Annotated in this window: 23 protein-coding genes; 13 read left to right on the forward strand and 10 right to left on the reverse strand. The window is 71.5% G+C overall.

All coding sequences use genetic code 11. The features are described from left to right. Positions 1 to 34: 34 nt before the first annotated feature. The 4 genes from ACSNN8_RS07920 to ACSNN8_RS07935 all read right to left on the reverse strand — a co-directional run bounded on the left by ACSNN8_RS07920 (position 35) and on the right by ACSNN8_RS07935 (position 3,942). Positions 35 to 1,615 carry a sensor histidine kinase gene (locus ACSNN8_RS07920; RefSeq protein ID WP_436647975.1) on the reverse strand — a complete coding sequence of 527 codons (1,581 nt, stop codon included), beginning with the start codon at positions 1,613 to 1,615 and terminating at the stop codon, positions 35 to 37. Positions 1,616 to 1,623: 8 nt separating this feature from the next. Beyond that, positions 1,624 to 2,337, reverse strand: a complete 714-nt coding sequence (locus ACSNN8_RS07925) for a response regulator transcription factor (RefSeq protein ID WP_203780252.1) — start codon at positions 2,335 to 2,337, stop codon at positions 1,624 to 1,626. 79 nt (positions 2,338 to 2,416) lie between these two features. Further along, a complete protein-coding gene (locus tag ACSNN8_RS07930; RefSeq protein ID WP_436647978.1) occupies positions 2,417 to 3,181 on the reverse strand; it encodes a lysophospholipid acyltransferase family protein in 765 nt (254 codons plus the stop codon). Then, positions 3,178 to 3,942, reverse strand: a complete 765-nt coding sequence (locus ACSNN8_RS07935; protein ID WP_436647980.1) for a GNAT family N-acetyltransferase — start codon at positions 3,940 to 3,942, stop codon at positions 3,178 to 3,180. The genes ACSNN8_RS07930 and ACSNN8_RS07935 overlap by 4 nt, the downstream gene beginning before the upstream one ends. 93 nt (positions 3,943 to 4,035) lie before the next feature. On the opposite strand from ACSNN8_RS07935, the gene ACSNN8_RS07940 reads away from it, so the two are divergent. From ACSNN8_RS07940 to ACSNN8_RS07970, 7 genes are all read left to right on the forward strand, one after another. Further along, positions 4,036 to 4,692 (forward strand): hypothetical protein, encoded by a 657-nt coding sequence (locus ACSNN8_RS07940; RefSeq protein ID WP_436647982.1) that lies wholly within the window; start codon positions 4,036 to 4,038, stop codon positions 4,690 to 4,692. Positions 4,693 to 4,734: 42 nt separating this feature from the next. Next, entirely contained in the window at positions 4,735 to 5,655 is a 921-nt protein-coding gene (locus ACSNN8_RS07945; RefSeq protein ID WP_436647984.1) for an ABC transporter ATP-binding protein, read from the forward strand. Then, positions 5,652 to 6,476: an ABC transporter permease gene (locus tag ACSNN8_RS07950; protein ID WP_436647986.1), complete on the forward strand. Its 825-nt coding sequence runs from the start codon at positions 5,652 to 5,654 to the stop codon at positions 6,474 to 6,476. Before ACSNN8_RS07945 ends, ACSNN8_RS07950 begins: the two co-directional genes overlap by 4 nt. 129 nt (positions 6,477 to 6,605) lie before the next feature. Next, positions 6,606 to 10,355, forward strand: a complete 3,750-nt coding sequence (locus ACSNN8_RS07955; protein ID WP_436647988.1) for a multifunctional oxoglutarate decarboxylase/oxoglutarate dehydrogenase thiamine pyrophosphate-binding subunit/dihydrolipoyllysine-residue succinyltransferase subunit — start codon at positions 6,606 to 6,608, stop codon at positions 10,353 to 10,355. 60 nt (positions 10,356 to 10,415) lie between these two features. Beyond that, complete coding sequence (locus ACSNN8_RS07960) at positions 10,416 to 10,592, forward strand: DUF6104 family protein (RefSeq protein ID WP_436647990.1); 177 nt, start codon at positions 10,416 to 10,418, stop codon at positions 10,590 to 10,592. 93 nt (positions 10,593 to 10,685) lie between these two features. Then, positions 10,686 to 12,767, forward strand: coding sequence for a phosphate acetyltransferase (gene pta / locus ACSNN8_RS07965; protein ID WP_436647992.1), 2,082 nt, complete (start codon positions 10,686 to 10,688; stop codon positions 12,765 to 12,767). Beyond that, positions 12,764 to 13,879: an acetate/propionate family kinase gene (locus ACSNN8_RS07970; RefSeq protein WP_436647994.1), complete on the forward strand. Its 1,116-nt coding sequence runs from the start codon at positions 12,764 to 12,766 to the stop codon at positions 13,877 to 13,879. Before pta ends, ACSNN8_RS07970 begins: the two co-directional genes overlap by 4 nt. 118 nt (positions 13,880 to 13,997) lie before the next feature. Here ACSNN8_RS07970 and ACSNN8_RS07975 read toward each other — a convergent pair whose 3' ends face one another. Next, positions 13,998 to 14,162, reverse strand: a complete 165-nt coding sequence (locus ACSNN8_RS07975) for a hypothetical protein (protein WP_436647995.1) — start codon at positions 14,160 to 14,162, stop codon at positions 13,998 to 14,000. A 485-nt stretch (positions 14,163 to 14,647) separates the two neighbouring features. On the opposite strand from ACSNN8_RS07975, the gene ACSNN8_RS07980 reads away from it, so the two are divergent. Both ACSNN8_RS07980 and ACSNN8_RS07985 read left to right on the forward strand, forming a co-directional pair. Next, positions 14,648 to 15,562 carry an alpha/beta hydrolase family protein gene (locus tag ACSNN8_RS07980; RefSeq protein ID WP_436647996.1) on the forward strand — a complete coding sequence of 305 codons (915 nt, stop codon included), beginning with the start codon at positions 14,648 to 14,650 and terminating at the stop codon, positions 15,560 to 15,562. Positions 15,563 to 15,613: 51 nt separating this feature from the next. Continuing rightward, positions 15,614 to 16,225, forward strand: coding sequence for a lipoprotein (locus tag ACSNN8_RS07985; RefSeq protein ID WP_436647997.1), 612 nt, complete (start codon positions 15,614 to 15,616; stop codon positions 16,223 to 16,225). Positions 16,226 to 16,235: 10 nt separating this feature from the next. Here the strand turns inward: ACSNN8_RS07985 and ACSNN8_RS07990 are convergent, their stop codons facing one another. The 3 genes from ACSNN8_RS07990 to ACSNN8_RS08000 all read right to left on the reverse strand — a co-directional run bounded on the left by ACSNN8_RS07990 (position 16,236) and on the right by ACSNN8_RS08000 (position 18,892). Next, a complete protein-coding gene (locus tag ACSNN8_RS07990) occupies positions 16,236 to 17,186 on the reverse strand; it encodes a zinc-binding dehydrogenase (protein ID WP_436647998.1) in 951 nt (316 codons plus the stop codon). 22 nt (positions 17,187 to 17,208) lie between these two features. Then, positions 17,209 to 18,441, reverse strand: a complete 1,233-nt coding sequence (locus ACSNN8_RS07995) for an NAD(P)-dependent malic enzyme (protein WP_436647999.1) — start codon at positions 18,439 to 18,441, stop codon at positions 17,209 to 17,211. A gap of 142 nt (positions 18,442 to 18,583) precedes the next feature. Continuing rightward, positions 18,584 to 18,892 (reverse strand): S26 family signal peptidase, encoded by a 309-nt coding sequence (locus tag ACSNN8_RS08000; RefSeq protein ID WP_436648000.1) that lies wholly within the window; start codon positions 18,890 to 18,892, stop codon positions 18,584 to 18,586. Between the two features lie 86 nt (positions 18,893 to 18,978). Here ACSNN8_RS08000 and sodN point away from each other — a divergent pair, with 86 nt between their 5' ends. Then, entirely contained in the window at positions 18,979 to 19,383 is a 405-nt protein-coding gene (gene sodN / locus ACSNN8_RS08005) for a superoxide dismutase, Ni (RefSeq protein ID WP_436648001.1), read from the forward strand. Positions 19,384 to 19,486: 103 nt separating this feature from the next. After that, positions 19,487 to 19,891 carry an anti-sigma regulatory factor gene (locus ACSNN8_RS08010; protein WP_436649463.1) on the forward strand — a complete coding sequence of 135 codons (405 nt, stop codon included), beginning with the start codon at positions 19,487 to 19,489 and terminating at the stop codon, positions 19,889 to 19,891. Between the two features lie 19 nt (positions 19,892 to 19,910). On the opposite strand, the gene ACSNN8_RS08015 is transcribed toward ACSNN8_RS08010, so the two are convergent. Beyond that, on the reverse strand, positions 19,911 to 20,603 hold the full coding sequence (locus ACSNN8_RS08015) for a FadR/GntR family transcriptional regulator (RefSeq protein WP_436648002.1): 693 nt from the start codon (positions 20,601 to 20,603) through the stop codon (positions 19,911 to 19,913). 87 nt (positions 20,604 to 20,690) lie between these two features. Further along, positions 20,691 to 21,086, reverse strand: coding sequence for a hypothetical protein (locus ACSNN8_RS08020; RefSeq protein ID WP_436648003.1), 396 nt, complete (start codon positions 21,084 to 21,086; stop codon positions 20,691 to 20,693). Between the two features lie 52 nt (positions 21,087 to 21,138). Between ACSNN8_RS08020 and ACSNN8_RS08025 the strand changes: the two genes are divergently transcribed. Continuing rightward, positions 21,139 to 22,089 (forward strand): diacylglycerol/lipid kinase family protein, encoded by a 951-nt coding sequence (locus ACSNN8_RS08025; protein ID WP_436648004.1) that lies wholly within the window; start codon positions 21,139 to 21,141, stop codon positions 22,087 to 22,089. Between the two features lie 401 nt (positions 22,090 to 22,490). Next, on the forward strand, positions 22,491 to 22,745 hold the full coding sequence (locus tag ACSNN8_RS08030; protein WP_093619131.1) for a WhiB family transcriptional regulator: 255 nt from the start codon (positions 22,491 to 22,493) through the stop codon (positions 22,743 to 22,745). The last annotated feature ends 936 nt before the right edge of the window (positions 22,746 to 23,681 follow it).

Genomic DNA, 23,681 nt, shown 5'->3' on the forward strand with positions numbered 1-23,681 from the left:
CAACCTTGCACCGTCGTTCTCTCACTGGCCTGTGCTAGTCCTGGACGTTTTCTGTGAAACCTTTGTCCGGATTCAGCGTAGGCAACGTGACCCGGAAGGTCGCGCCCTGCCCCGGTTCGCTGATCACCTCGACGGTTCCCTCGTGGGCCCGCACGATCGCCGCGACGATGGCGAGGCCGAGCCCGGTGCCGGTCGCCGCCCGGTCGGTGTGCCGGGTGCGCGCCTCGTCGGCCCGGTAGAACCGCTCGAACACGTGCTCGCGCTGCTGCGGCGAGAGACCCGGCCCGGTGTCCGACACCTCGACCACCGCATGGTTGCCGGGCCCGGCGTAGAGCCGCAGCGTGACCGACGCGTCCGGCGGCGTGTGCACCAGCGCGTTGGTCATCAGGTTACCGATCACCTGGCGCAGCCGGGCGTCGTCGCCGTACGCCACCAGCTGCTCCGGCTGGTCGCGGACCTCCAGCTCGATGGTCCGCTCGGGGGCGGTCGCCTCGGCCGCCTGCACCGCGTCGAGGGCGAGCACCGGCAGCTCCACCGGGCCCAGCGTGAGCGGTCGCTCCCGGTCGAGCCGGGCGAGCAGCAGCAGGTCCTCCACGAGCAGGCCCATCCGGGCGGCCTCGTCCTCGATGCGGCGCACGAGGCGGGCGACGTCCTCGGGATTGGTGACCGCGCCCTGGCGGTAGAGCTCGGCGAACCCCCGGATGGTGGTCAGCGGCGTGCGCAGCTCGTGGGAGGCGTCCGCCACGAACTGCCGCATCTTGGCCTCGGACTCCACCGCGCGGGCCTCGGAGGCCTGGGCGGCGTCGGCGGCCCGCACGGCGGTCGCCTCGGCGGCGCGGGCGGCCGCCTCGGACTGGGCGCGCGCGCTGAACGCCGCCTCGATCTGGGCGAGCATCGCGTTGAGCGCCTTGGCGAGGCGGCCCAGCTCGGTCTGCGGCTCGCCGCCGTGCGACTCGGGGTTGGGCACGCGCCGGCTGAGGTCGCCGGCCGCGATCGCCGCCGCGGTGCGCTCGATCTGCAGCAGCGGCACCAGGCTCTGCCGCACGATGGCCGCGCCGATGGAGGCCAGCGCGATCAGCACGCCGATGCCCACCAGCAGGTCGACCCAGACCATCTGGTTGACCGCGAGGCCGATCACCGACATCTTCTCGCCGACCTGGATGACCTGGCCCCACTCGTCGTTGACGACGACCACGCGCCAGACCACCCGGCCGCTGGGCGAGCGGACCGTGTAGGGCACGTTGCGCACCTTGCTGACCGCGTCGGGGCCCTTGACCAGCGGCGGGAAGTCGGACGGGCCCAGCTTGTCGTCGCCGACCACCGGGTCCTCGGAACGCACGCCCTCGGTGGAGCTCGACGAGACGTAGTAGTCCTCGGGCACCGGGATCTTGGAGCCGACCCGGGCCGCCGCGATCGTCGTCGCGTAGATCGTCAGCGACGAGTCGAGCCGGTCGAGCAGGTAGTTGTGCAGGGCGTAGGTGCTGGCGGCGCTGATCGCGGTGAGCGCCGCGAAGACCAGCACCAGCACGGACGCCACCAGCTTGATGCGCAGCGACACCTTGCGCAGGCTCGGCTGCGCGGGGATCGTGCTGCGCACGCGCTCGGTGAGCGTCACGGCCGGGCTCAGACGGCGGGTTTGCGGAGCACGTAGCCGACGCCGCGCAGGGTGTGGATCAGGCGCGGCTGCACGTTGTCGACCTTGCGGCGCAGGTAGGAGATGTAGGACTCGACGATGTTGTCGTCACCGCGGAAGTCGTATTTCCACACGTGGTCGAGGATCTGCGCCTTGGACAGCACCCGGTTGGCGTTGAGCATCAGGTAGCGCAGGAGCTTGAACTCCGTGGGCGACAGCTGGACCCGCTGGCCGGCCCGGTAGACCTCGTGGGTCTCCTCGTCGAGCTCGAGGTCGGCGAAGACCAGCCGGGACGGCTCCTCGTCGCCCTGCGTCGTGCGGCGCAGCACCGCCCGGATGCGGGCGGTCAGCTCCTCGAGGCTGAACGGCTTGGTCACGTAGTCGTCGCCGCCCAGCGTGAGGCCACGGATCTTGTCGTCGGTGCCGTCGCGCGCGGTCAGGAACACCACCGGCGTGCGCTGGCCGCCCTCGCGCATCAGCCGGATGACCTCGAAGCCGTCGAGGTCGGGCAGCATCACGTCGAGCACGACGAGGTCGGGCGTGGAGTTCTTCGCCGCGCTGACCGCCGCACTGCCGCTCGTCGCGGTGCTCACGTCGAAACCGGCGAAACGAAGGCTGGCGGAGAGCAGCTCGAGGATGTTCGCGTCGTCCTCGACGACGAGCAGCTTTGCCTCGCTCTGCTTGGGCTGGGTCTGAGCGGCCATGACAGCCATTCTTTATCAGCCCGCTGTCCCTCGGCTGCACGCCGCCTGAAAGTTCCCTGTAAGCGCTCTCAGCCAGGCGTCACGCCGCCATCGAGGCCTGAGCCGCGCGGGCGAGCACGCGGCGGTCGGCGCCGGGAGCGGGCCGCAGCGCGGGCGCGGTCACCAGGGTCGCCGTGAGCGACCGTAGCGCGGCCACCCGGCGCACCGAGGCGACCAGCGTGTCGTCGCCGATGAACGCCGCCGCGGTGGAGTCGTAGCGGATCGAGGCCGGCACCACGGGCGCGCCCGCGTCGACCGCGGCCTGGAACAGCGCCGGGCGGAAGCGTCCCTGCCCGCCGCGGCAGAACGTCGTGCCCTCGGGAAAGGCGGCGACCGTACGGCCGGACCGCAGCGCGGCGGTCACCTCGGCGACCGTCCGCGGCAGCGCCTTGGGGCGGGACCGGTCGATGAAGATCGCTCCGGACAGCCCGGCGAGCGGGCCGATGCCGGGCCACGCGCCGACCTCGCCCTTGGCCACCAGGCGCACCGGCGAGACCGCCATCAGCACCAGGATGTCGAGCCAGGAGACGTGGTTGGCGACCAGCAGGGTGCCCGGCCGCAGCTGCGGGCCGCGGCGCACCAGCCGGATGCCGAGCACCGCCAGCATCGTGCGGGCCAGGCCCCGCAGGGCACGGCCGCGCAGCAGCGGCACGAACAGCAGGCCGGCCACGAGCACGACCGTCAGCGTGACCATGCGTAGCGTGGCGGTGCCCGGGGCCGCGTGCCGGTCGGCGCCGTCCCGGCAGTGGTCCCCGCAGCCCGAGACCGGCTGCCACAGCCCGGTCAGCGCGCCGCCGGCGATCATCGCGCCGCTCCCAGGAAGTGCCGGCGGTAACGCGGGTCCAGCCGGTCCATCGAGAACAGCACGTAGAAGTCGGCGCAGTGGAAGTCCGGGTCGTACGCGGGCCGGCCGCAGACCCAGCTGCCGAGTCGCAGGTAGCCCTTGAGCAGCGCGGGCGGCTGTGTGCCCGGGTCGCCGACCAGGTCGGTGCCGGCCAGCCAGTCGCGCCGGGGGGCCACCCGCAGGGCCGGCGGGGCCAGGTGCCTGGCCTGCACCCGGGCCCAGACGCCGGCCGCGGTCACGCCGCCGTCGTCCAGCGGCACCGAGGCGCAGCCGCCCAGCCAGCGCAGGTTGTTCAGGTGCAGGTAGCGGGCGATCCCGGCCCACATCAGGTTGATCACCGAGCCGGTGCGGTGGTCGGGGTGCACGCACGAGCGGCCGGTCTCGACCAGCTGGTCGCGCAGCGGGCGCAGCGGCGCGAGGTCGAACTCGCCGTCGCCGTAGCGGCGCCCGGCCCGCTCGGCGGCCCGGGGGGACAGCATCCGGTACGTCCCGACGACCTCGCCGGACGCGTCGTCGCGCACGATGAGGTGGTCGCAGTGGTCGTCGAACTCGTCGACGTCGCGCCCGTCCGCGGTCGCGCCGGGCAGCGTGGCGCCGAGCTCGCCGGCGAACACGTCGTGGCGCAGCCGCTGCGCGGCGGCGACCTGGCTCTGGTCGTCGGCGATGAGCAGGGTGTAGCCGCTGGTCCCGGTGGAGGCGGCGGCTGTCAGTAGTACGGCCATGGGAGATGTGTAAGCGCGACACCTGCCGATGGAATGTCGCCCCAGGAGGCGGTGCATGGATACAAAATGAACGGCTTGTGCGAGCCTTCCCCCATGCGCATTCCCGCTCGCTTCAACGGCCCGCCCGCGTCCGGGAACGGGGGCTGGTCGGCCGGCTCGTTCGCGCAGGCCGCCGGCGCCCGGGTGGGTGGGCCGGCGTTCGAGGTGACCCTGCGGGTGCCGCCGCCGCTGGACACGGATCTCACGTACGCCGGCGGCGAGGTGCGCGACGGCGACACGCTGGTGGCGACGGTCGTCCGGGCCGAGGGCGAGATCCCGGCCGTGGCCCCGGTCGATCCGGCGACCGCGCGGGTGGCCGCCGAGGCGTACCCCGGTCTCACCGCCCACCCCTTTCCCACCTGCTACGTCTGCGGTCCCGACCGGACCGACGGGCTGGGCATCTTCCCCGGGCTGCTGCCGGACGGGCGTACGGCCGCGCCCTGGGTCGTCCCCGGCGACGTCGACCTCAGGGTGGTGTGGGCTGCGCTCGACTGCCCCGGCGGCTGGACGGCGCTGCGCGACCAACGGCCGTACGTGCTCGGCCGGCTCGCGGTGACCGCCGACGGCCTGCCGGAGCCCGGCTCGGCGTGCGTCGTGGTCGGCGAGGCGACCGCCTTCTCGGGGCGCAAGGCGACGGTGCTCTCGACGCTCTACGGGCCGGACGGCACGAGGCTCGCCTCGGGACGGGCCACATGGGTAGCGATCATTTAGTAGGTTGACCCCTCTCACTTACGGGGAAGGGAGCCTTCGTCGATGAGCCGGCCCGGCACCGACGAGATCGTCGTCGATCACCTCACGAAGCAGTACAAACGCCTGCGAGCCGTCGACGATCTGTCGTTCCGCGTGCGGTCCGGCCGGGTGACCGGTTTCCTCGGGCCCAACGGCGCGGGCAAGACCACCACGCTGCGCATGCTGCTCGGCCTGGTCACGCCGACCGCCGGCACGGCGACCTTCGGCGACCAGCGGTACGTGGACATCGCCGACCCGGTGCGCCGGGTGGGCGCGGTGCTCGAGGCGTCCAGCGCCCACCGCGGCCGCACGGGCCGCAACCACCTGCGGATGATCTGCCGCGCGGCGGGGCTGCCCGAGACCCGCGCCGACGAGGTGCTCGAGATGGTGGGGCTGACCCCGGCGGCGGGCCGCAAGTTCAAGGGCTACTCGCTGGGCATGAAGCAGCGGCTGGGCATCGCCGCCGCCATGCTGGGCGACCCGCGGGTGCTGATCCTCGACGAGCCGGCCAACGGCCTCGACCCCGAGGGCATCCGGTGGATGCGCGACCTGCTCAAGGCGCTGGCCGCCGAGGGGCGTACGGTCCTGGTCTCCAGCCACCTGCTGGGCGAGATGCAGCTGCTCGCCGACGACGTGGTGATCGTGGCCGCCGGCAAGCTCGTCCGGCAGGGCCCGGTCGACGAGGTGCTCAGCGACCTCAGCGGCGGCGTGCAGGTGCGGGTGCGCACCCCGCAGGCCGAGCAGCTGACCGCCGCGCTCTCCGAGCTGAACGCGACAGTGACCACGGCTCCCGACGGTTCCCTGCTGGTGCACGGCGCCGAACCCGCGGCGGTGGGGCACGCCGCCTTCACCGCGGGGGTCGAGCTGCACGAGCTGGCCGGCGAACGCGGCGATCTCGAACAGGTCTTCCTGCAGCTCACGGCCGGAAAGGCGGGCATCCGATGAGCCTGGTCAACGCCGAGCTGTTCAAGGTCCGCACCACCTCGCTGTGGTGGATCATGGGCATCATCCTGATTCCGCTGTACGCGGCCAGCGTGCTGCTCAACTGGGCCAACGCGAACATCAGCGCCCCACCGCAGGATGCCGGGGTCAGCGACACCCAGAGCGCTCAGATCGAGGCCTCGCTGCAGCCGATCAACGTGGCGACCAACCTCTACACCAGCGGCCAGTACATGGGCGTGCTGATCGTCGTGCTGCTGTCGGCGATCATCGTGACCAGTGAGTTCTTCCACCTGACCGCCACCACCACGTTCCTCACCACGCCGCGCCGCGAATCGGTGATCCTGGCGAAGTTCGGCGCCGCGGTCGTGATCGGCCTGGCCGTCTGGCTGATCACCACGGTGCTCAACCTCATCGTGGTCCCCCCGATCATGAGCGCCCTCGATCTGGGCAGCCAGCTCGGCGAGCCGGCCGTGTGGCGGGCGATCGGGTTGAACGCGCTCGCCTTCGTGCTGTGGGCCATCCTGGGCGTCGGCGTGGGCGTGCTGATCCGCAGCCAGATCGCGGCGACGCTGACCCTGGCGATCACGTATGTGGTCGGCACGTCGGCGATCGGGCTGATCTTCTTGCTGCTCAGCGAGTACGTCGCCGAGTGGATCAACAATCTGCAGGTGATCGTGCCGACCACCGCGTCGCAGCTGATGATCTCGGGCACCGACCTGCCGGGGTCTCCGCCGCGCTGGGTCGGCGCGGCCGTGCTCATCGGGTACGCCGCCGTCACCGGTTTCCTCGGCACCTGGATCACCAAGCGGCGCGACATCAGCTAGCCCTAAGGAGTCAGGCCACGTCAGATCTCACATCTGACGTGGCCTGAGTTCGTTCTCACACCGACGGCGTAGCCTTGATGCCGAATCCTTCCCGTCCCATGTGACGAAACAGTCGCGTGCTGACAAAACATGGTGAAAGAGGCGAACACGGAAGTGTCGACCCAGCAGACTTCGCACGAGAACCCGCTCGCGGACTTCGGGCCGAACGAGTGGATCGTCGACGAGATGTACCAGCGATACCTGGCCGACCCCACCAGCGTCGACCCGGCCTGGCACGATTTCTTCGCCGACTACAAGCCCGCGATGGCCACGGGTTCGATCGTGACGCCCGACGAGGCGACCGCTGCCAACGCGACCGCCTCAGCGGCCCGCGCCGGCACGGACGCGCCCGCCGCCGCCACCGTCGCGCCGGTCAAGCCGACCGTTCCCACCGCTGAGTCTGCCGCCGTCAAGCCCAAGCCCGCACCCGCCAAGCCCGCGCCGGCCGCCAAGCCCGCCGCGAGCGCGAACGGCAAGGCCACCGACGGCGCCAAGGTCACCACGCTGCGCGGCGTCGCGGCCCGCATCGTGCAGAACATGGACGCCTCGCTGGAGGTGCCGACCGCCACCTCGGTGCGCGCGGTGCCGGCGAAGCTCATGGTCGACAACCGCATCGTCATCAACAACCACCTCGCCCGCGGGCGCGGCGGGAAGGTCAGCTTCACCCACCTGATCGGCTGGGCGCTGGTCCGCGCGGTCATCGAGCACCCCGAGATGAACAACTCGTTCGCCGAGGTCGACGGCAAGCCGGCCATGGTGCAGCCCGAGCACGTCAACCTGGGCATCGCGATCGACCTCGCCAAGAAGGACGGCTCGCGCACCCTCGTGGTCCCGTCCATCAAGAACTGCGAGACGATGGACTTCCGCAAGTTCTGGCAGGCGTACGAGGACATCGTCCGGCGCGCCCGCCGCAACGAGCTGACCATGGACGACTACGCGGGCACCACGATCTCGCTGACCAACCCGGGCGGCATCGGCACGGTCCACTCGATCCCGCGACTGATGGCCGGCCAGAGCGCGATCATCGGCGTCGGCGCGATGGAGTACCCCGCGCCCTACGCCGGCATGAGCGACGAGACGCTGACCGAGCACGGCGTCAGCAAGGTCACCACGCTGACCAGCACCTACGACCACCGGGTCATCCAGGGTGCGCAGTCGGGCGAGTTCCTCAAGGCCATGCACGAGTTCCTGCTCGGCGAGCACGAGTTCTACGACGAGATCTTCACCTCGCTGCGGATCCCGTACGAGCCGGTCCGCTGGGTCCGCGACGTCGCCCGCACCTCCGAGGGCCAGATCGACAAGGCCGCGCGGGTCGTCGAGCTGATCCACGCGTACCGGGTCCGCGGCCACCTGATGGCCGACACCGACCCGCTGGAGTTCGAGATCCGGCGCCACCCCGACCTCGACGTGCTGCAGCACGGCCTCACGCTGTGGGACCTCGACCGCACGTTCCCGGTCGGCGGCTTCGCCGGCAAGCCGCGGATGAAGCTGCGCGACGTGCTGGGCGTCCTGCGCGACACGTACTGCCGCCGGGTCGGCATCGAGTACATGCACATCCAGGGCCCCGAGGAGCGGCGCTGGATCCAGGACCGCATCGAAATCAAGTACACGAAGCCGGACCCCGAGGAGCAGAAGCACATCCTCAACCGGCTCAACGCGGCCGAGGCCTTCGAGACGTTCCTGCAGACCAAGTACGTCGGGCAGAAGCGCTTCTCGCTGGAGGGCGGCGAGTCGCTGATCCCGCTGCTCGACGCCGTCCTGCAGTCGTCGGCCGAGGCCGGGCTCGACGAGATGGTCATCGGCATGGCCCACCGCGGCCGGCTCAACGTGCTCGCGAACATCGTCGGCAAGCCGTACGAGAAGATCTTCAACGAGTTCGAGGGTCAGATGGACCCGAAGTCGGCGCACGGCTCGGGCGACGTCAAGTACCACCTGGGCCAGACCGGCAAGTACACGACGCCCGACGGCGAGCACTCGACCACCGTCAGCGTGGTGGCGAACCCGTCGCACCTCGAGGCCGTCGACCCCGTGCTCGAGGGCATCGTCCGCGCCAAGCAGGACCGCCTCGACCTGGGCCTGCACGGCTACACGGTGCTGCCCGTGCTGGTGCACGGCGACGCCGCGTTCGCCGGTCAGGGCGTGGTCGCCGAGACGCTCAACCTCTCGCAGCTGCGCGGCTACCGCACCGGCGGCACGGTCCACGTGATCGTCAACAACCAGGTCGGCTTCACCACCGCGCCCGAGTACAGCCGCTCGTCGATGTACTCGACCGACGTGGCCCGCATGATCCAGGCGCCGATCTTCCACGTGAACGGCGACGACCCCGAGGCCGTCGTCCGGGTGGCGAAGCTGGCCTTCGAATACCGCCAGGCGTTCAACAAGGACGTCGTGATCGACCTGGTCTGCTACCGCCGCCGCGGCCACAACGAGGGCGACGACCCGTCGATGACCAACCCGCGGATGTACCAGATCATCGACACCAAGCGCTCGGTGCGCAAGCTCTACACCGAGGAGCTGATCGGCCGCGGCGACATCACCGTCGACGACGCCCAGGAACAGCTGCGCGACTACCAGTCCCAGCTCGAGCAGGTCTTCAAGGCCACCCGCGACGCGGCCGGCACGCCGCCCCGCCCGCGGGTCATCTCCGAGGAGCCCGAGCCCGAGGTGGAGACCGCGGTCGACGCGTCCGTGGTGGCCTCGGTCGGTCAGGCGCACGTCGACCTGCCCGAGGGCTTCACCCCGCACAAGCGGGTGCAGCAGCTGCTCGAGCGGCGCGCCAAGATGTCCACCGAGGGCGGCATCGACTGGGGCTTCGGCGAGCTGATCGCGTTCGGCTCGCTGCTCAACCAGGGCGTCACCGTCCGGCTCGCCGGGCAGGACTCGCGCCGCGGCACGTTCACCTCGCGGCACGCCTCAGTCGTGGACTCGAAGACCGGTAAGGACTTTCTGCCGCTGAGCACGCTGACCACCGGCAACGCCCGGTTCTTCGTGCACGACTCGCTGCTCAGCGAGTACGCGGCGATGGGCTTCGAGTACGGCTACTCGGTGGAGAACCCGGAGGCGCTGGTCCTCTGGGAGGCGCAGTTCGGTGACTTCGTCAACGGCGCCCAGTCGATCGTGGACGAGTTCCTGTCGTCCGGCGAGGTGAAGTGGGGCCAGCAGTCGTCGCTGGTGCTGCTGCTCCCGCACGGCCAGGAGGGCCAGGGCCCCGACCACTCCTCCGGCCGTCCCGAGCGGTTCCTGCAGCTCTGCGCGCAGGACAACATGCGGGTGGCGAACCCGACGACCCCGGCGAACTACTTCCACCTGCTGCGCCGTCAGGCCCTGTCGACCAAGCGCAAGCCGCTGGTGGTCTTCTCGCCGAAGTCGCTGCTGCGCCACAAGCTCGCGGTGTCGTCGGTCGCCGACTTCACCCAGGGCACGTTCCAGCCGGTCATCGGCGACGCCGGCGTCAACGGCTCGCCGCTGGACGCCGGCGCGGTCAAGCGGGTGCTGCTCTGCTCGGGCAAGGTCTACTACGACCTGTTCCAGGCTCGCGCCGACCGCGGCATCACCGACACCGCGATCGTGCGGATGGAGCAGATCTACCCGCTGCCGGTCGACGAGCTCAAGGCGGTCCTGGGCCAGTTCCCCGACGCCGACGACTTCGTCTGGGTGCAGGAGGAGCCGGCCAACCAGGGCGCCTGGTCGTTCGTCGCGCTCAACCTGCTCGAGCACCTCGAGGGCGTGCGGCTGCGGCGGATCTCCCGCCCGGCCGCCGCGGCCCCCGCGGTGGGCTCGGCCAAGATGCACGAGGCCGAGCAGGCCGCGCTGATCGAGGCCGCGCTGCCGCGCCCGTAACCGCTGCGCGACGAAGGGGGCGCTCCGCATCGGCGGGGCGCCCCCTTCTACTATCCGGGCATGTACTTCACCGACCGTGGCATCGAGGAACTCGTCGAACGGCGTGGTCAGGAGACCGTGACGCTCGAATGGCTGGGCGAGCAGCTGCGGACCTTCGTCGACCTCAACCCGGAGTTCGAGACGCCGATCGAGCGGCTCGCGACCTGGCTCGCCCGCGACGACGAGGACGACGAGTAGCCGTCAGGTCTGACTTATCCACAGCTTTCCGCGCCATCCACAGTTAGGACTTTCGACCCGGCGGGGTCCCCGGCCTGCCGGTAGGTTGAGGTCGTGGCACGAAGCGTCTACGTAGCGGGTCTGGGGCCCGGTGTCGGCAAGGGCACCGTGGCGCTCGGGCTGGTCGAGTTGTTGTCCCGCCAGGTCGCGCGGATCGGGGTGTTCCGCCCGCTGGTCTCCGGCGACGGCGACGACGCGCTGCTCACGCTGCTGACCAAGCGCTATCCGGCGGTCGCGCCCTACGCCGACTCCTACGGCGTCACCACCGCCGAGGCGAGCGCGCTGGTCGCCGACGGCAAGTGGGAGGAGCTGATCTCGCGGATCGTCGAGCGCTACCGCGAGGTCGAGCGGCGGGCCGCGTCGGTCGTGGTGATCGGCAGCGACTTCGCCGTGGGCGCCGCCGCCAAGGACCGCGACGAGATGCCCCGCGAGCTCGGCTTCAACGCCCGCCTGGCGACGGAGTTCGGCAGCGTCGTGGTGCCGGTGATCAGCGGTGCCGGCCGCAGCGCGGAGTCGCTGGTGGCCGCGGCCCGGGGTGCGTACCACTCGCTCGGCGACCTCGACGCCACGGTGATCGCCGTGATCGCCAACCGGGTGCCGGAGGATCTCGGCCCGCTGCCGGCGGACGCCCTGCCGGTGCCCATGTGGGCGATCCCCGAGGTTGCCGCGCTCGCCGCTCCCACCGTGGCCGAGGTGGCCGCCGCGCTCGACGCCACCGTCCTGTCCGGCGGCGAGGGCGCGCTCGACCGCGACGTGCTCCACTACGTGGTCGGCGCAGCACACGTGCCCACCGTGCTCGAGCACCTGACCGACGGCTCGGTGATGATCACCCCGGGCGACCGGGCCGACCTGCTGCTGGCCGCGAGCGCCGCGCACGCCGCCGGCAACGTGACGCTCTCCGGGCTGGTGCTGACGCTGGGCGAGCGGCCCGACCCGCGCATCGTCCGGGTCATCGAGCGGCTCAACACCGGCCTGGCCATGCTGGTCGCCGACACCGGCAGCTACGACACGATCGCCGCGGCCTCGCACATCCAGGCCCGTCTCGGCACGGGCACGCCGCGCAAGGTCGAGGCCGCCCTGGGCGTGTTCGAGGAGCACGTCGACACCGCCGAGCTGACCCGCGTGCTCGACGTGGCCCGTTCGAGCCGCGTCACGCCGCTCATGTTCGAGAACGACCTGATCGACCGCGCCCGCGCCGAGCGGCGTCACCTCGTGCTTCCCGAGGGCACCGACGAGCGCATCCTGCGGGCCACCGAGACCCTGCTGCGGCGCGGGGTCGCCGACCTCACGCTGCTCGGCGACCCGGCCGAGATCAACCGGCGGGCGCGCGAGGTGGGCGTCGACATCGGCGCCGCCCGGCTGGTCGACCCCGAGACCAGCGACTGGCGTGACGACTTCGCCGAGCGCTACGCCGAGCTGCGCAAGCACCGCGCCGTGACGCTCGACCTGGCGTACGACGTGGTCCGCGACGTCAACTACTTCGGCACGATGATGGTGGCCGCCGGGCTGGCCGACGGCATGGTCTCGGGCGCCAACCACACGACCGCGGCCACGATCCGCCCCGCCTTCGAGATCATCAAGACGGTGCCCGGCGTGTCCGTGGCCTCCAGCGTGTTCTTCATGCTGCTCGCCGACCGCGTACTGGTCTACGGCGACTGCGCGGTCAACCCCGACCCCGACGCCGCCCAGCTGGCCGACATCGCGCTCTCCTCGGCGAGCACGGCCGCGGCCTTCGGCATCGAGCCGCGGGTGGCCATGCTGTCGTACTCGACGGGGAGCTCGGGGGCGGGCGCCGACGTGGAAAAGGTCGCCGCGGCCACCGCGCTGGTCCGCGAGCGCCGACCCGACCTGCCGGTCGAGGGCCCGATCCAGTACGACGCGGCGGTCGACCCCGCCGTGGCGGCCACCAAGCTGCCGCAGAGCACAGTGGCCGGCAAGGCGACGGTCTTCGTCTTCCCCGACCTCAACACGGGCAACAACACCTACAAAGCGGTCCAGCGGTCGGCCGGCGCGGTCGCCGTGGGCCCGGTGATGCAGGGCCTGCGGCGGCCGGTCAACGACCTGTCCCGCGGGGCGACGGTCAAGGACATCGTCAACACGGTGGCGATCACGGCTATTCAGGCGGCGGCGCGATGACCCGGGTTCTGGTGCTCAACAGCGGTTCCTCGTCGGTGAAATACCGGCTGTTCGACGGTGCCGACACGGTCACCAAGGGCCTGGTCGAGCGGATCGGTGAGAGCGGCAGCGACGTTCCCGACCACCGGGCCGCCCTGCAGGGCATCATGGACGCCGTCGACCTGTCCGGCCTCGCCGCGGTGGGCCACCGGGTGGTGCACGGCGGCGCCGAGTTCTCCGAGCCCACGGTGATCGACGACAGCGTCGTGGCCCGGGTCGAGGCGCTCGTGCCGCTGGCCCCGCTGCACAACCCGGCCGCCGTCACCGGCATCGAGGTGGCGCGCAAGCTGCTGCCCGACGTGCCGCAGGTGGCAGTCTTCGACACGGCCTTCCATGCCACGATCCCGCCCGAGGGCGTCACCTGGGCGATCGACCGGTCACTGGCGGAGCGGTGGCAGATCCGGCGCTACGGCTTCCACGGCACTTCCCACGCGTACGTCTCCCGCCGCACCGCGCACGTCCTCGGGCGCGACCCGGGCTCGACAAACGTGATCACCCTGCATCTGGGAAACGGCGCCAGCGCGTGCGCCGTCGAGGGCGGCCGCAGCGTCGCCACCTCGATGGGCATGTCCCCGCTGCCCGGCCTGGTGATGGGCACCCGCAGCGGCGACATCGACCCCACGGTGATCTTCCACCTGCACCGGGTCGCGGGCCTGCCCATGGACGAGATCGAGAACTCGCTCAACCGCCACGCCGGGCTGCAAGGCATGGCGGGCGTCAACGACCTGCGCGCCGTGCTCGAACGGCGCGCGGCGGGCGACCCCGGCGCGACGCTGGCCTTCGACGTCTACTGCCGGCGCATCCGCGAGTACGTGGGCGCCTACCTGGCCGTGCTCGGCCGGGTCGACGCCATCACGTTCACCGCGGGCGTGGGTGAGAATGCGGCCCCGGTGCGCGCCGCCTCGCTCGCCGGCCTCGAGCCGCTGGGCATCGCCGTCGACCCGGAGCGCAACGAGCGCCGCGAGGAGATCATCTCCCCGGACGGCGCCCACATCCCGGTCTGCGTCATCCCCACCGACGAGGAGCTGGAGATCGCCGACCAGTCACGGGCGGCGCTGTCGCTCCCCCGCTGAGCGTCCCGGCCGCCCGCTCCGGATGCCCGGCCCGGCCGCTCGCTCCAGCCGCCCGGCCCGGCCCGGCCGCTCGCTCCAGCCGCCCGATCCGGCCGCCCGATCCGGCCGCTCGCTCCGGCTAGAGGACCAGCCAGGCGATCAGGGCGATCAGCACGACGGCGACGACGATCCCGCCGATGATCAGCGGGGTTTTCGAGGCCGTCTCCGGCTGCTGCGGGGTGTCACGGGTGAAGGCCCGGAAGGCCTCGGTGTTGCCGCTCGGGTCGACGCTGTTGTCAGACATGCGCAAGACCATAGCGAAGCAACGCACGCCCGCCGAGCCCGCCATCCTAGCGGTCGACGCTCTCACCAGGACAAATGTCATTCGTCCGGGGAATTCACCCCATCGGGCGATCATCGGAGCGCAGGTGCGGTGACGATCCGGCGACCGTCAGCCGCGCCCGGGCGGAGAGGGGTGCGCCGCGGCTGAGCGGTGGGGTGCGTGCGCCGCGGCTGAGCGGTGGGGTGCGTGCGCCGCAGCTGAGCGGTGGGGTGCGTGCGCCGCGGCTGAGCGGTGGGGTGCGTGCGCCGCAGCTGAGCGGTGGGGTGCGTGCGCCGCGGCTGAGCGGTGAGTGCGTGCGCCGCGGCTGAGCGGTGAGTGCGCGCCCGGGTGAGCGCGAGAGCGTGGGCGCCGGGATGCGGCTGCGCCGCGGGTGAGCCGGAAGCGCATGCGCGGGCTGAGCGGAAAGCGTGCGGGCGCCGGGGCGGGCGCGAGGCACAATGGGTCGGGTGCATCGCCGTACTGTCGCCCTCGCCCTCGTCGCCGCGGCCGTGCCGGCGTTGCTGACCGCATGCTCGACCGAGCAGAAGCAGGCACCTGCTTCCACCTCGCTGCCCTCGGCGGCCAGCATGCCCGCCGCGCCGAGCCCGAGTGCGCCGACCACGAAGGTGGCCCCGTCGGCGGCTCCGCGGCAGGCGTTCGAGGTGACCACCCGCACCCTCGCCCTGCGGCGCGGCGCCGACCGGCCGCTGCCCACCTCGGTGTGGGCGCCGCGGGGCGACGGGCCCTTCCCGCTGATCCTGTTCAGCCACGGGCTCGGCGGCAGGCCGTCCGACTACCGGGCGATCCTGGCCGCCTGGGCGCGGGCCGGATTCGTCGTCGCGGCGCCGGCCTATCCGCACACCTCCGGCGGGGTGGCCGAGTTCAACGTGCTCGACGTCATCAACCAGCCCGCCGACGCCAGCTACGTGATCACCCAGGTGATCGGCGAGCTGGGCGGCCTGGTCGACCGCGGCCGGATCGGCGCGGCGGGGCACTCCGCGGGCGGCATCACCACGATCGGCCTGTTCAGCGGCAACCGCGACGAGCGGCTGCGCGCGGGCGTCGTGCTGGCCGGGCGGCAGGTGCTGCCCGCGCCGTTCGCCGGGCCCGAGGCGCCGATGCTGTTCGTGCACGGACGCAAGGACCCCACCGTCGCGTACGCCGACGGCCGCGCGGCCTTCGACGCCGTACGCTGGCCGAAGGCGTTCCTCAGCGTCACCGGCGGCGGGCACGTCGTGACCGGCCGCGCGGCCGAGGTCGTCACCACGACCACGGCCGACTTCCTGCGCTGGAGCCTGTACGGCGACGACGCGGCCCGCGCACGCCTCGCGAACGACGCCACCCGCGGAAAGCTCGCCACGTTCCAAGATCGCCTCGGTTGACAACTCCGGGCGCATGGCCCAGATTGGCCCCCTGCGAAACGGGGGAGATCAATGACGAGACGCCTTCTGCCCGCGGTCCTCACGACCGCGGCCTCCACGATGCTGCTGGCAGGCTGCTCCGGCGACCCGGAGGGCCCACGATGGAGCGAGGCGCCGGCCGGCACCGGCACGACCTCTCCGGCGGCCGATGATCCCTGGAGAACCCCTGCGCCCGCGGCCGCCGGCGCCAAGTCCACCGCCTGCAAGCTTCCGGTCACCTTCGACGTGGCGCAGAACTGGAAGCCCACCGCCGTCGACCCCGGCCTCATCAAGCAGGCCGGCTTCACGCTGCGCTGCGAGATCGACGCCAAGCCCGCCCAGCTCCTCGGCTTCCTGCGGGTCTGGACGGGCCCCGGCGCCACGCCGGCCGCCGCCCTCGAGAAGTTCCTGACCGGCAAGACAGGCGTGCGCAGCCGGGCGACGGAGGCAGGCACGCGCCCCGCGGCCGAGGCCACGTACGTCGAGGAGGATCCGGAGCTCGACGTACGCCGTCATGAACGCCTGCTCGCGGTGGCCACCGCGCAGGGCGTCGCCATCCTCGTGATCGGCGGCATCGACGCCGAGACGCACCGGGAGCTGCTCCCCGCCTACGAGCTGGCCCGGCAGAGCCTGACCGTCCCGTAGGCGGGCGCCGCTAGTGCAGGAAATCGATGGCGACCTTGCCGAAGACGTCGCCCGACTCGAGCCGCGCGAAGGCGTCCTCGACCGCGCTGAAGCCGTACGTGGAATCGATCACCGGCCGGATGTCCTTCTCGACCAGCAGGCCGAGCAGCGCGGCCAGCTCGGGACCGGTGCCCATCGTGCTGCCGAGGATGTCGAGCCGCATCGCGAAGACCCGGCGCAGGTCCACGGTGGCCAGGTGACCGCCGGTCGCCCCGCACACCACGATCCGGGCGCCGGGGGCGCTGCACTTCATCGAGTGCTCGAACGTCGGCGCGCCCACCGACTCGATCACCACGTCCACGCGTTCCGGCAGGCGGGCGCCGGGCTCGACGGCCGTGGCGCCCATCGCCGCGACCCGCTCGCGCTTGCCCGCGTCACGGCTGGTGGCGTACACCCTCTTGCCCATCGCGAGCGCGAGCGCGACGGCCGCCGTGGCCACCCCGCCGCCGGCGCCCTGCACGAGCACCGCGGAGGCCTCGCCGGCGCGGCCGCGGGTGACGAGCATGTGGTACGCCGTGAGCCAGGCCGTGGGCAGGCACGCCGCGTCGAGGAACGACAGTCCGGCGGGCTTCGGGATGAGGTTGTGCCGGGGCACGGCGACCCGCTCGGCCAGCGTGCCGGGGTGCCGTTCGGAGAGCAGTGACAGGCCGCGCGGATCGGCCCGGTCCTGCACCACGGGATAGACGACGACCTCGTTGCCGTCCGGGTCGACGCCGGCGGCGTCGCAGCCGAGGATCATCGGGAGCCGGTCGGCGGGCAGGCCCACCCCGCGCAGCGACCAGATGTCGTGCTGGTTGAGCGAGGCGGCCCGCACCTCGACCGTCACCCAGCCGTCCGGCGGGGTGGGTTCGGGCACTTCGGCCACGCGCAGGGCGGAGCGCGGGTTCGTCGGGTCAGTGGCTATGGCGTAGGCGGCGCGCATAGCCACTGACCATAGTGGCGTTTCAGGCCGGTTGGACGGCGACGTACGGCTCGGGCATTCCCGTACGGCGGGCCACGCCGTCGGCCTGGGCGGCGGCGGCCACGGCTGCGGCGACCGCGGGGGCGACCCGCGGGTCGAGCGGGGACGGCACGATCGCGTCGGCGCGCAGGTCGTCGGCGACCACCTCGGCGATCGCGTCGGCGGCGGCCACCTTCATCCGCTCGGTGATCGTGCTCGCCCGCACGTCGAGCGCGCCGCGGAAGATGCCCGGGAACGCGAGCACGTTGTTGATCTGGTTGGGGAAGTCGCTACGGCCGGTGGCGACGACCGCCGCGTACCTGTGCGCGACCGCGGGCGGCACCTCGGGCGTCGGGTTGGCCATCGCGAAGATGATGCTGTCCGGCGCCATGCCGGCCACCGCGCTCTCCTCGATGCTGCCGCCCGAGACGCCGACCAGGACATCGGCGCCGATCAGAGCCTCGGCGATCCCACCCGTACGGCCGGAGAGGTTCGTCGTCGCGGCGAGCTCGGCCTTGGTCGGTGTGAGGTCGCCCCGCTCGGCGTGGATGATGCCGCGCGAGTCGCAGACGATGACGTTCGCGCCGTCCACACCCGCAGCGATCAGCATCTGGGTGATCGCAACCCCGGCCGCGCCCGCGCCGCTGATGACCACCCGCAGGCTGCCGAGGCGCCGGCCGAGCAGCTTGGCGGCGTTGCGCAGCGCGGCGAGCGTGACCACCGCGGTGCCGTGCTGGTCGTCGTGGAAGACCGGGATGTCGAGCTCGGCGTCGAGGCGGCGCTCGATCTCGAAGCAGCGCGGGGCGCTGATGTCCTCGAGGTTGATGCCGCCGAACGAGGGCGCCATCGCCTTGACGGCCGCGATGATCCCGTCCACGTCCTGGGTGCCGAGGCAGATCGGGATCGAGTCGACGCCGCCGAACTGCTTGAACAGGATCGCCTTGCCCTCCATGACCGGCATCGCGGCCTTGGGGCCGATGTTGCCCAGGCCGAGCACGGCGGACCCGTCGGTGACGACGGCGACGGTGTTGGCCGTCCACGTGTAGTCGGGGTAGAGCGACTCGTCGGCGGCGATGGCCTCGCAGACGCGGGCGACGCCGGGCGTGTAGGCGAGCGACAGGTGGTCGCGGCTGGACAGCGGAACGGTCGCGTTCATCGCCATCTTGCCCCGCTGGTGCAGGTCGAAGACGGGATCGGCGGCCAGCGCGGGATCGAGCTCGAAACTGAAGTACGACATGGTGACTCCCACCGGCATCAGGACGTTGGTCGTGGCGTTCGTCGATCACAGCAGCGAGTGGGGCGCGGATCGGGAACGCGATGCGGGGATCACCCGTGAGTGCAACCGCGCGACGCGAGTGTGCGGCCGCGGTGGTGCGACCTTAACCTAGCCGACCGAGCCGCGGATAGTAGCGGAGAACCACCCGCCCGATGACATCCGCCACCCCGTACGCCCGGCTGTCGTCCTCGATCAGACCGTTGTCGCCCTGGATCCACCAGCCGCCGTCCTGGGGCCGCACCGCCCGCTTGACCACGAGCAGATCGGGCCGGCTGCGGAACCTCGCGACCACCACGTCGCCCGCGCGGACCTGCCCGCCGCGGCGCACCAGCAGCGCGTCGCCGGAGCGCAGGGCCGGCACCATCGACGGCCCGTGGACGAGCACCGCGAACAGTGGTAGTTGCCACCTCACGGCATCAGTCCTCCGTCGCTTTACGACCTCGATGTAAGGGGTAGTGTCAACCACGGATCATCGCAAACTCGTATGGAGGAGTCCTGATGCGACTTCCGCGTTTCCTCACGCCCCGCACGGTGGTGAGCGCCCACTGCGACCTGCCGTGTGGCATCTACGACCCGGCGCAGGCCCGGATCGAGGCCGAGTCGGTCAAGGCCATCGCCGAGAAGTACCAGGCGAACACGGACCCCGAGTTCCGCACCCGGGCCATCCTGATCAAGGAGCAGCGGGCCGAGCTGGTCAAGCACCACCTGTGGGTGCTCTGGACCGACTACTTCAAGCCCCCGCACTTCGAGAAGTACCCCAACCTGCACCAGCTCTTCAACGAGGCCACCAAGCTGGCCGGCGCCTCCGGCGCCAAGGGCTCGGTCGACCCGGCCGTGGCCGACCAGCTGCTCGGCAAGATCGAGGAGATCTCCAAGATCTTCTGGGAGACCAAGCAGGCCTGAGCTCCACTCGGCTTCGCGGCCGGTGCGCCCGCAGGGGTGTACCGGCCGTGACCGCTCGAACGGCTAGAGTGCTGGCGTTGGGAGGAGCAGCAAGGTGACTCAGCTGACGGACACACACACGGGCCCGGCGATCGGCGACGACGTCGTCATGCTGACCGTGCCCGCCGACGGCGGCTACCTGGGCGTCCTCCGCACCGCGACGGCCGGTCTGGCCGCCCGGCTGCACTTCGCGCTCGACGAGATCGAAGACCTGCGCATCGCCGTCGACGAGGCCTGCGCGATGCTGCTCGCCATCGCCACCCGCGCGGCCGAGCTCGACTGCCGGTTCACCGTGACCGAGGACGCGCTCGCCGTCGAGGTCACCGTCACGACCGTACGCGGCGCCAAGCTCCCGTCCGAGTCGTCCTTCGCGTGGAAGGTGCTGACCGCCCTCACCACGTCGGCGGCCGCGGAGGCCACGGGTCAGCGCGCGACGATCCGGCTCGTCACCCGGCGCACCGGAGCCTGACGTGGCTGCCTGACGTGGCTCAGTCGAGCACCGCGGAGATGTAGTCGAGGTGCGCCGTGGCGGCGCGGGTCGCCGACTCCGCGTCGCGCATCGCCAGGCAGTCGAGCAGCAGCCGGTGGTCGGCGTCGATCTGCCGCCAGTATCCGCCCGGCAGGCTCTCGGTGACCTCCTCGCCGAACTTCGCGTGGTAGAGCGGACGCGCCACCAGCTCGAACAGCGGGTTCTGCGTCGCCTTGGCCACCGCCATGTGAAATTCCGCGTGTGCCGACATCATCGTGTCGAAGTCGTCGACCGCCGGATCGAACAGCGCCCCGCGGATCTCGACGAGCTGCTCGTCGTCGCGGCGCATCGCGGCCAGGCCCGCGGCCGGCACCTCGAGCGCCCGGCGCAGCTCCAGCAGGTCGGCCATGCCCACGCCGTCGGAGTTCGACAGCAGCGTGAACCCCATGGTCAGGCCCTCGGCGAGCTGCTCGGCGTCGGGGTGGGCGACGAAGCTGCCGCCGGTGACGCCGCGGGTCGTGACGATCAGATGCTGGCTCGCCAGCAGGCGCAACGCCTCCCGCACCGTGCTGCGGCTGACGCCGGTCTTGACGCACAGCTCCGGCTCCGGCGGCAGACGCTCGCCAGGCTGCAGCCGTCCCGAGGTGATATCCGCGCGTAGCTCGTCCGCCAGCAGCTGATAGGCAGGCGGGCGCACCGTTGATCCGGTCACCTACACAGCGTAGGCCCTCGGCGACCGAAAGAGGGCAGTTAATCGATGCGTGGGGAAATCGATGCGGTGAACGGTCGATGCGTCGGGTCAGCCGATGCCGAGCGCGCGCGTGCTCGGCGGCAGCACGATCAGCAGGCCGGTGAGCAGACCGAGGGCCATCAGCACCACGCCCAGCCACAGCGGGCCGACCTGGAGCAGGAAGCCGCCCGCGGCGATCGTGAACAGCTGGATGACGATCGCCGGCCCGCGGGCGCCCCGGGCGCGGCGGCCGAGCGCGCGCGCCACGAAGAAGACCGCCGCCACGCCGAGCGCGGTGAAGACGGTCAGCGCGATGGCCACGCCGAGGCTCGTGGTGTCGGCCGTCACGTCGAGGACCGCGAGATAGACAGTGAGCCCGAGCAGCGCCAGGCACTCCAGGTAGAGCAGCCGCACCGCCCACACGAGCGTCGCCGGGCTGTCAACGACTGACTTCTCACTGGTCACTCGAGCACCATACCGACAGCCTTTCGAGCGGCTCTTGGGTACAGTGCCGCGCATGCGAGCGTTACTGCTGGTCAACCCCAAGGCGACGACCACCAGCGAGCGCACCCGGGACGTGCTGGTCCGGGCCCTGCGCAGCGCGGTGGAGCTGTCGGTGGAATACACGACCCGCCGCGGGCACGCCGCGACGCTGGCCCGCGCCGCTGCCGAGAGCGGGGTCGACGTCGTGGTCACGCTGGGCGGCGACGGCACGGTCAACGAGGCAGTGAACGGCCTGATGAGCGCCGAGGCCGTGCTGAGCGGGCTGACCGGCACCCGCGCGCAGGTGCTGCCCGCGCTCGCGGTCGTTCCGGGCGGGTCGACGAACGTCTTCGCCCGCGCCCTGGGCCTGCCGCGCGACTGGGTCGAGGGTGTCAGCGTCATCCTCGACGGCCTGCGCGACGGGCGGCACCGGGTGATCGGCCTCGGGCGCGCCGACGACCGCTACTTCACCTTCGCCGGCGGCATGGGGCTGGACGCCGCCGTGGTGCGCCGCGTGGAGCAGGCGCGGCTGCGGGGCCGCACGTCGACGCCCGGGCTGTACTTCCGCTCGATCGTCGGCCAGGTGCTCGCCGGCGAGGACCGCAAGGCGCCGCCGCTGACCATCGAGCGCCCCGGCGAGCCGGCCGTGACCGAGCTGGGCACCGTCATCGTGCAGAACACCGCCCCCTGGACGTACGTCGGTGACCGGCCGATCAACCCGAGCCCGGGCGCCTCGTTCGACCGCGGCCTCGACGTGATGGCCCTGCGCGGACTGGCGATCGCCGGCACGGCCCGCACCCTGGCCCAGCTCGCCACCCGCAAGCACGAGCCGCACGGCAAGACCGTGCTCCATCTGCACGACCAAGAGGAATTCACGGTGATCGCCGACCGCCCGCAGCCGTTCCAGCTGGACGGGGACTATCTGGGCGAGCGTCAGAAGGTGCACTTCGTGTCCGTTCCCGAAGCGCTACGTGTGATCTGCTGACGACTGGGTAGCCAACCTCACGATCCGTTACAGAAACACGGTCAAAAGGTCGGCAGAGCGGCACGGACCGTACTACATTGATGGGAGCGTTGGTCATCGGGCTCTGAGAGATCCCTCAGATCCGGACAAAGAGGGCGTGAGCCAGCTCACCCGCCCGGAGAAACTTCGGGCGCTACCCTTGACATCGCACGAGTTCGTGAAAGCATTCACAAGCGATAAGAAGTAACCGGTTGCTGCTTGCGCGCGTTCCTAATCCAGAAGCGCCGAACGGCTTCCATAACACAAAAGCTTGCTGACGCACGGCGAGCCGGGGGTAACACACCCTACGGCCGCCACCGCGCATGCATAGGTAAACCAGTAACACCATTTATTACCCCATCCGAACAAGGAGTGTTGCCGCCATGGACTGGCGTCACGATGCGATCTGCCGCGACGAGGACCCGGAGCTGTTCTTCCCGATCGGGACGTCCGGCCCCGCGCTCCTGCAGGTCGAGCAGGCCAAGGCCGTGTGCCGGCGGTGTCCCGTGACCGAGGAATGCCTCTCCTGGGCACTCGAGTCCGGACAGGACGCCGGCGTCTGGGGCGGGATGAGCGAAGACGAGCGGCGCGCGGTCAAGCGTCGTGGCGGCCTGCGGGTCGGCGCTCCTACCGCCTGAACCAATCCCCCTAGAGCATTTGCGCCCCGGGCCGATCGGCACCGGGGCGTCTTGCTGTTTACGGTCGATTACTCAGCGCGCCGAAAGCTGGGAGAAACCTTCGAGGTTCGCCCACCGCGCTAATGCGATCACGGTCGGTTTCATCGAGATTCCGCGAAATGATCTCGAATTGCTCGGGCGCCACGAATGGTTCACATTCCGCTCACCGTCCGTCGCGCTCGGCGCAGCGCGCCCACGACGCCACCGTTGGTGACCGTGCGTGGCAATCCGAGATCCCGCTCACGGTGACCTCCCGCAGCTCCGGGTGACCGGTCACTGTGGCTGGCCGGTAAGCCCGCCGTAGGGCCCCTCAGCCGTCCGTGGGAGCACCTGAACGGGCAGGCCCTCGCCAGGCGCGGCGTCACAGCGCCTCCGAGCCTCCAGCGCCATCCTCGGGCAACGTTCCACATCGCCCACCAGGTCGCCGGCCGACGGCTTGCCGAATCGTCCGCGGGTTTTGGCGCCGCGGCAGCCCTGACGGGCGGGGCGGCTTATCCGCGAAGCCGTCCACAGCGCCGATCTCGCACGGGCGACCACAACGCCGATCTCGCACGGGCGACCACAACGCCGATCTCGCACGGGCGACCACAGCGCCGATCTCGCACGGGCGCCCACAGCGCCCGCCGGATCGGGCTCGACCCTGCGCGGTGCTCCATGCCCGCCCACTCGGCTGTCCGGCCTCTGCGCACCGCCCGCCCACCGTCCACAGCGCATACCCGGTCCTACGGCACGCGCCGATCCCGAGCCACACCAAGGTGCCTGTCCTGTGGATAACTCGGCTCACTCGCCGGGACGGTGTGGCAGCCTGTGGACGAGCGCAGCAGATCTTGCGCGGTCCGATCTAGGGTGGGGGCCCCCGGGTGGGTGGGCCCTGCCTCTCGGCTTCAAGTGATCGTC

Origin of the sequence: Actinoplanes sp. URMC 104, assembly GCF_051386375.1 — a bacterium.
In the GTDB taxonomy this organism is placed as follows: Bacteria; Actinomycetota; Actinomycetes; order Mycobacteriales; family Micromonosporaceae; genus Actinoplanes.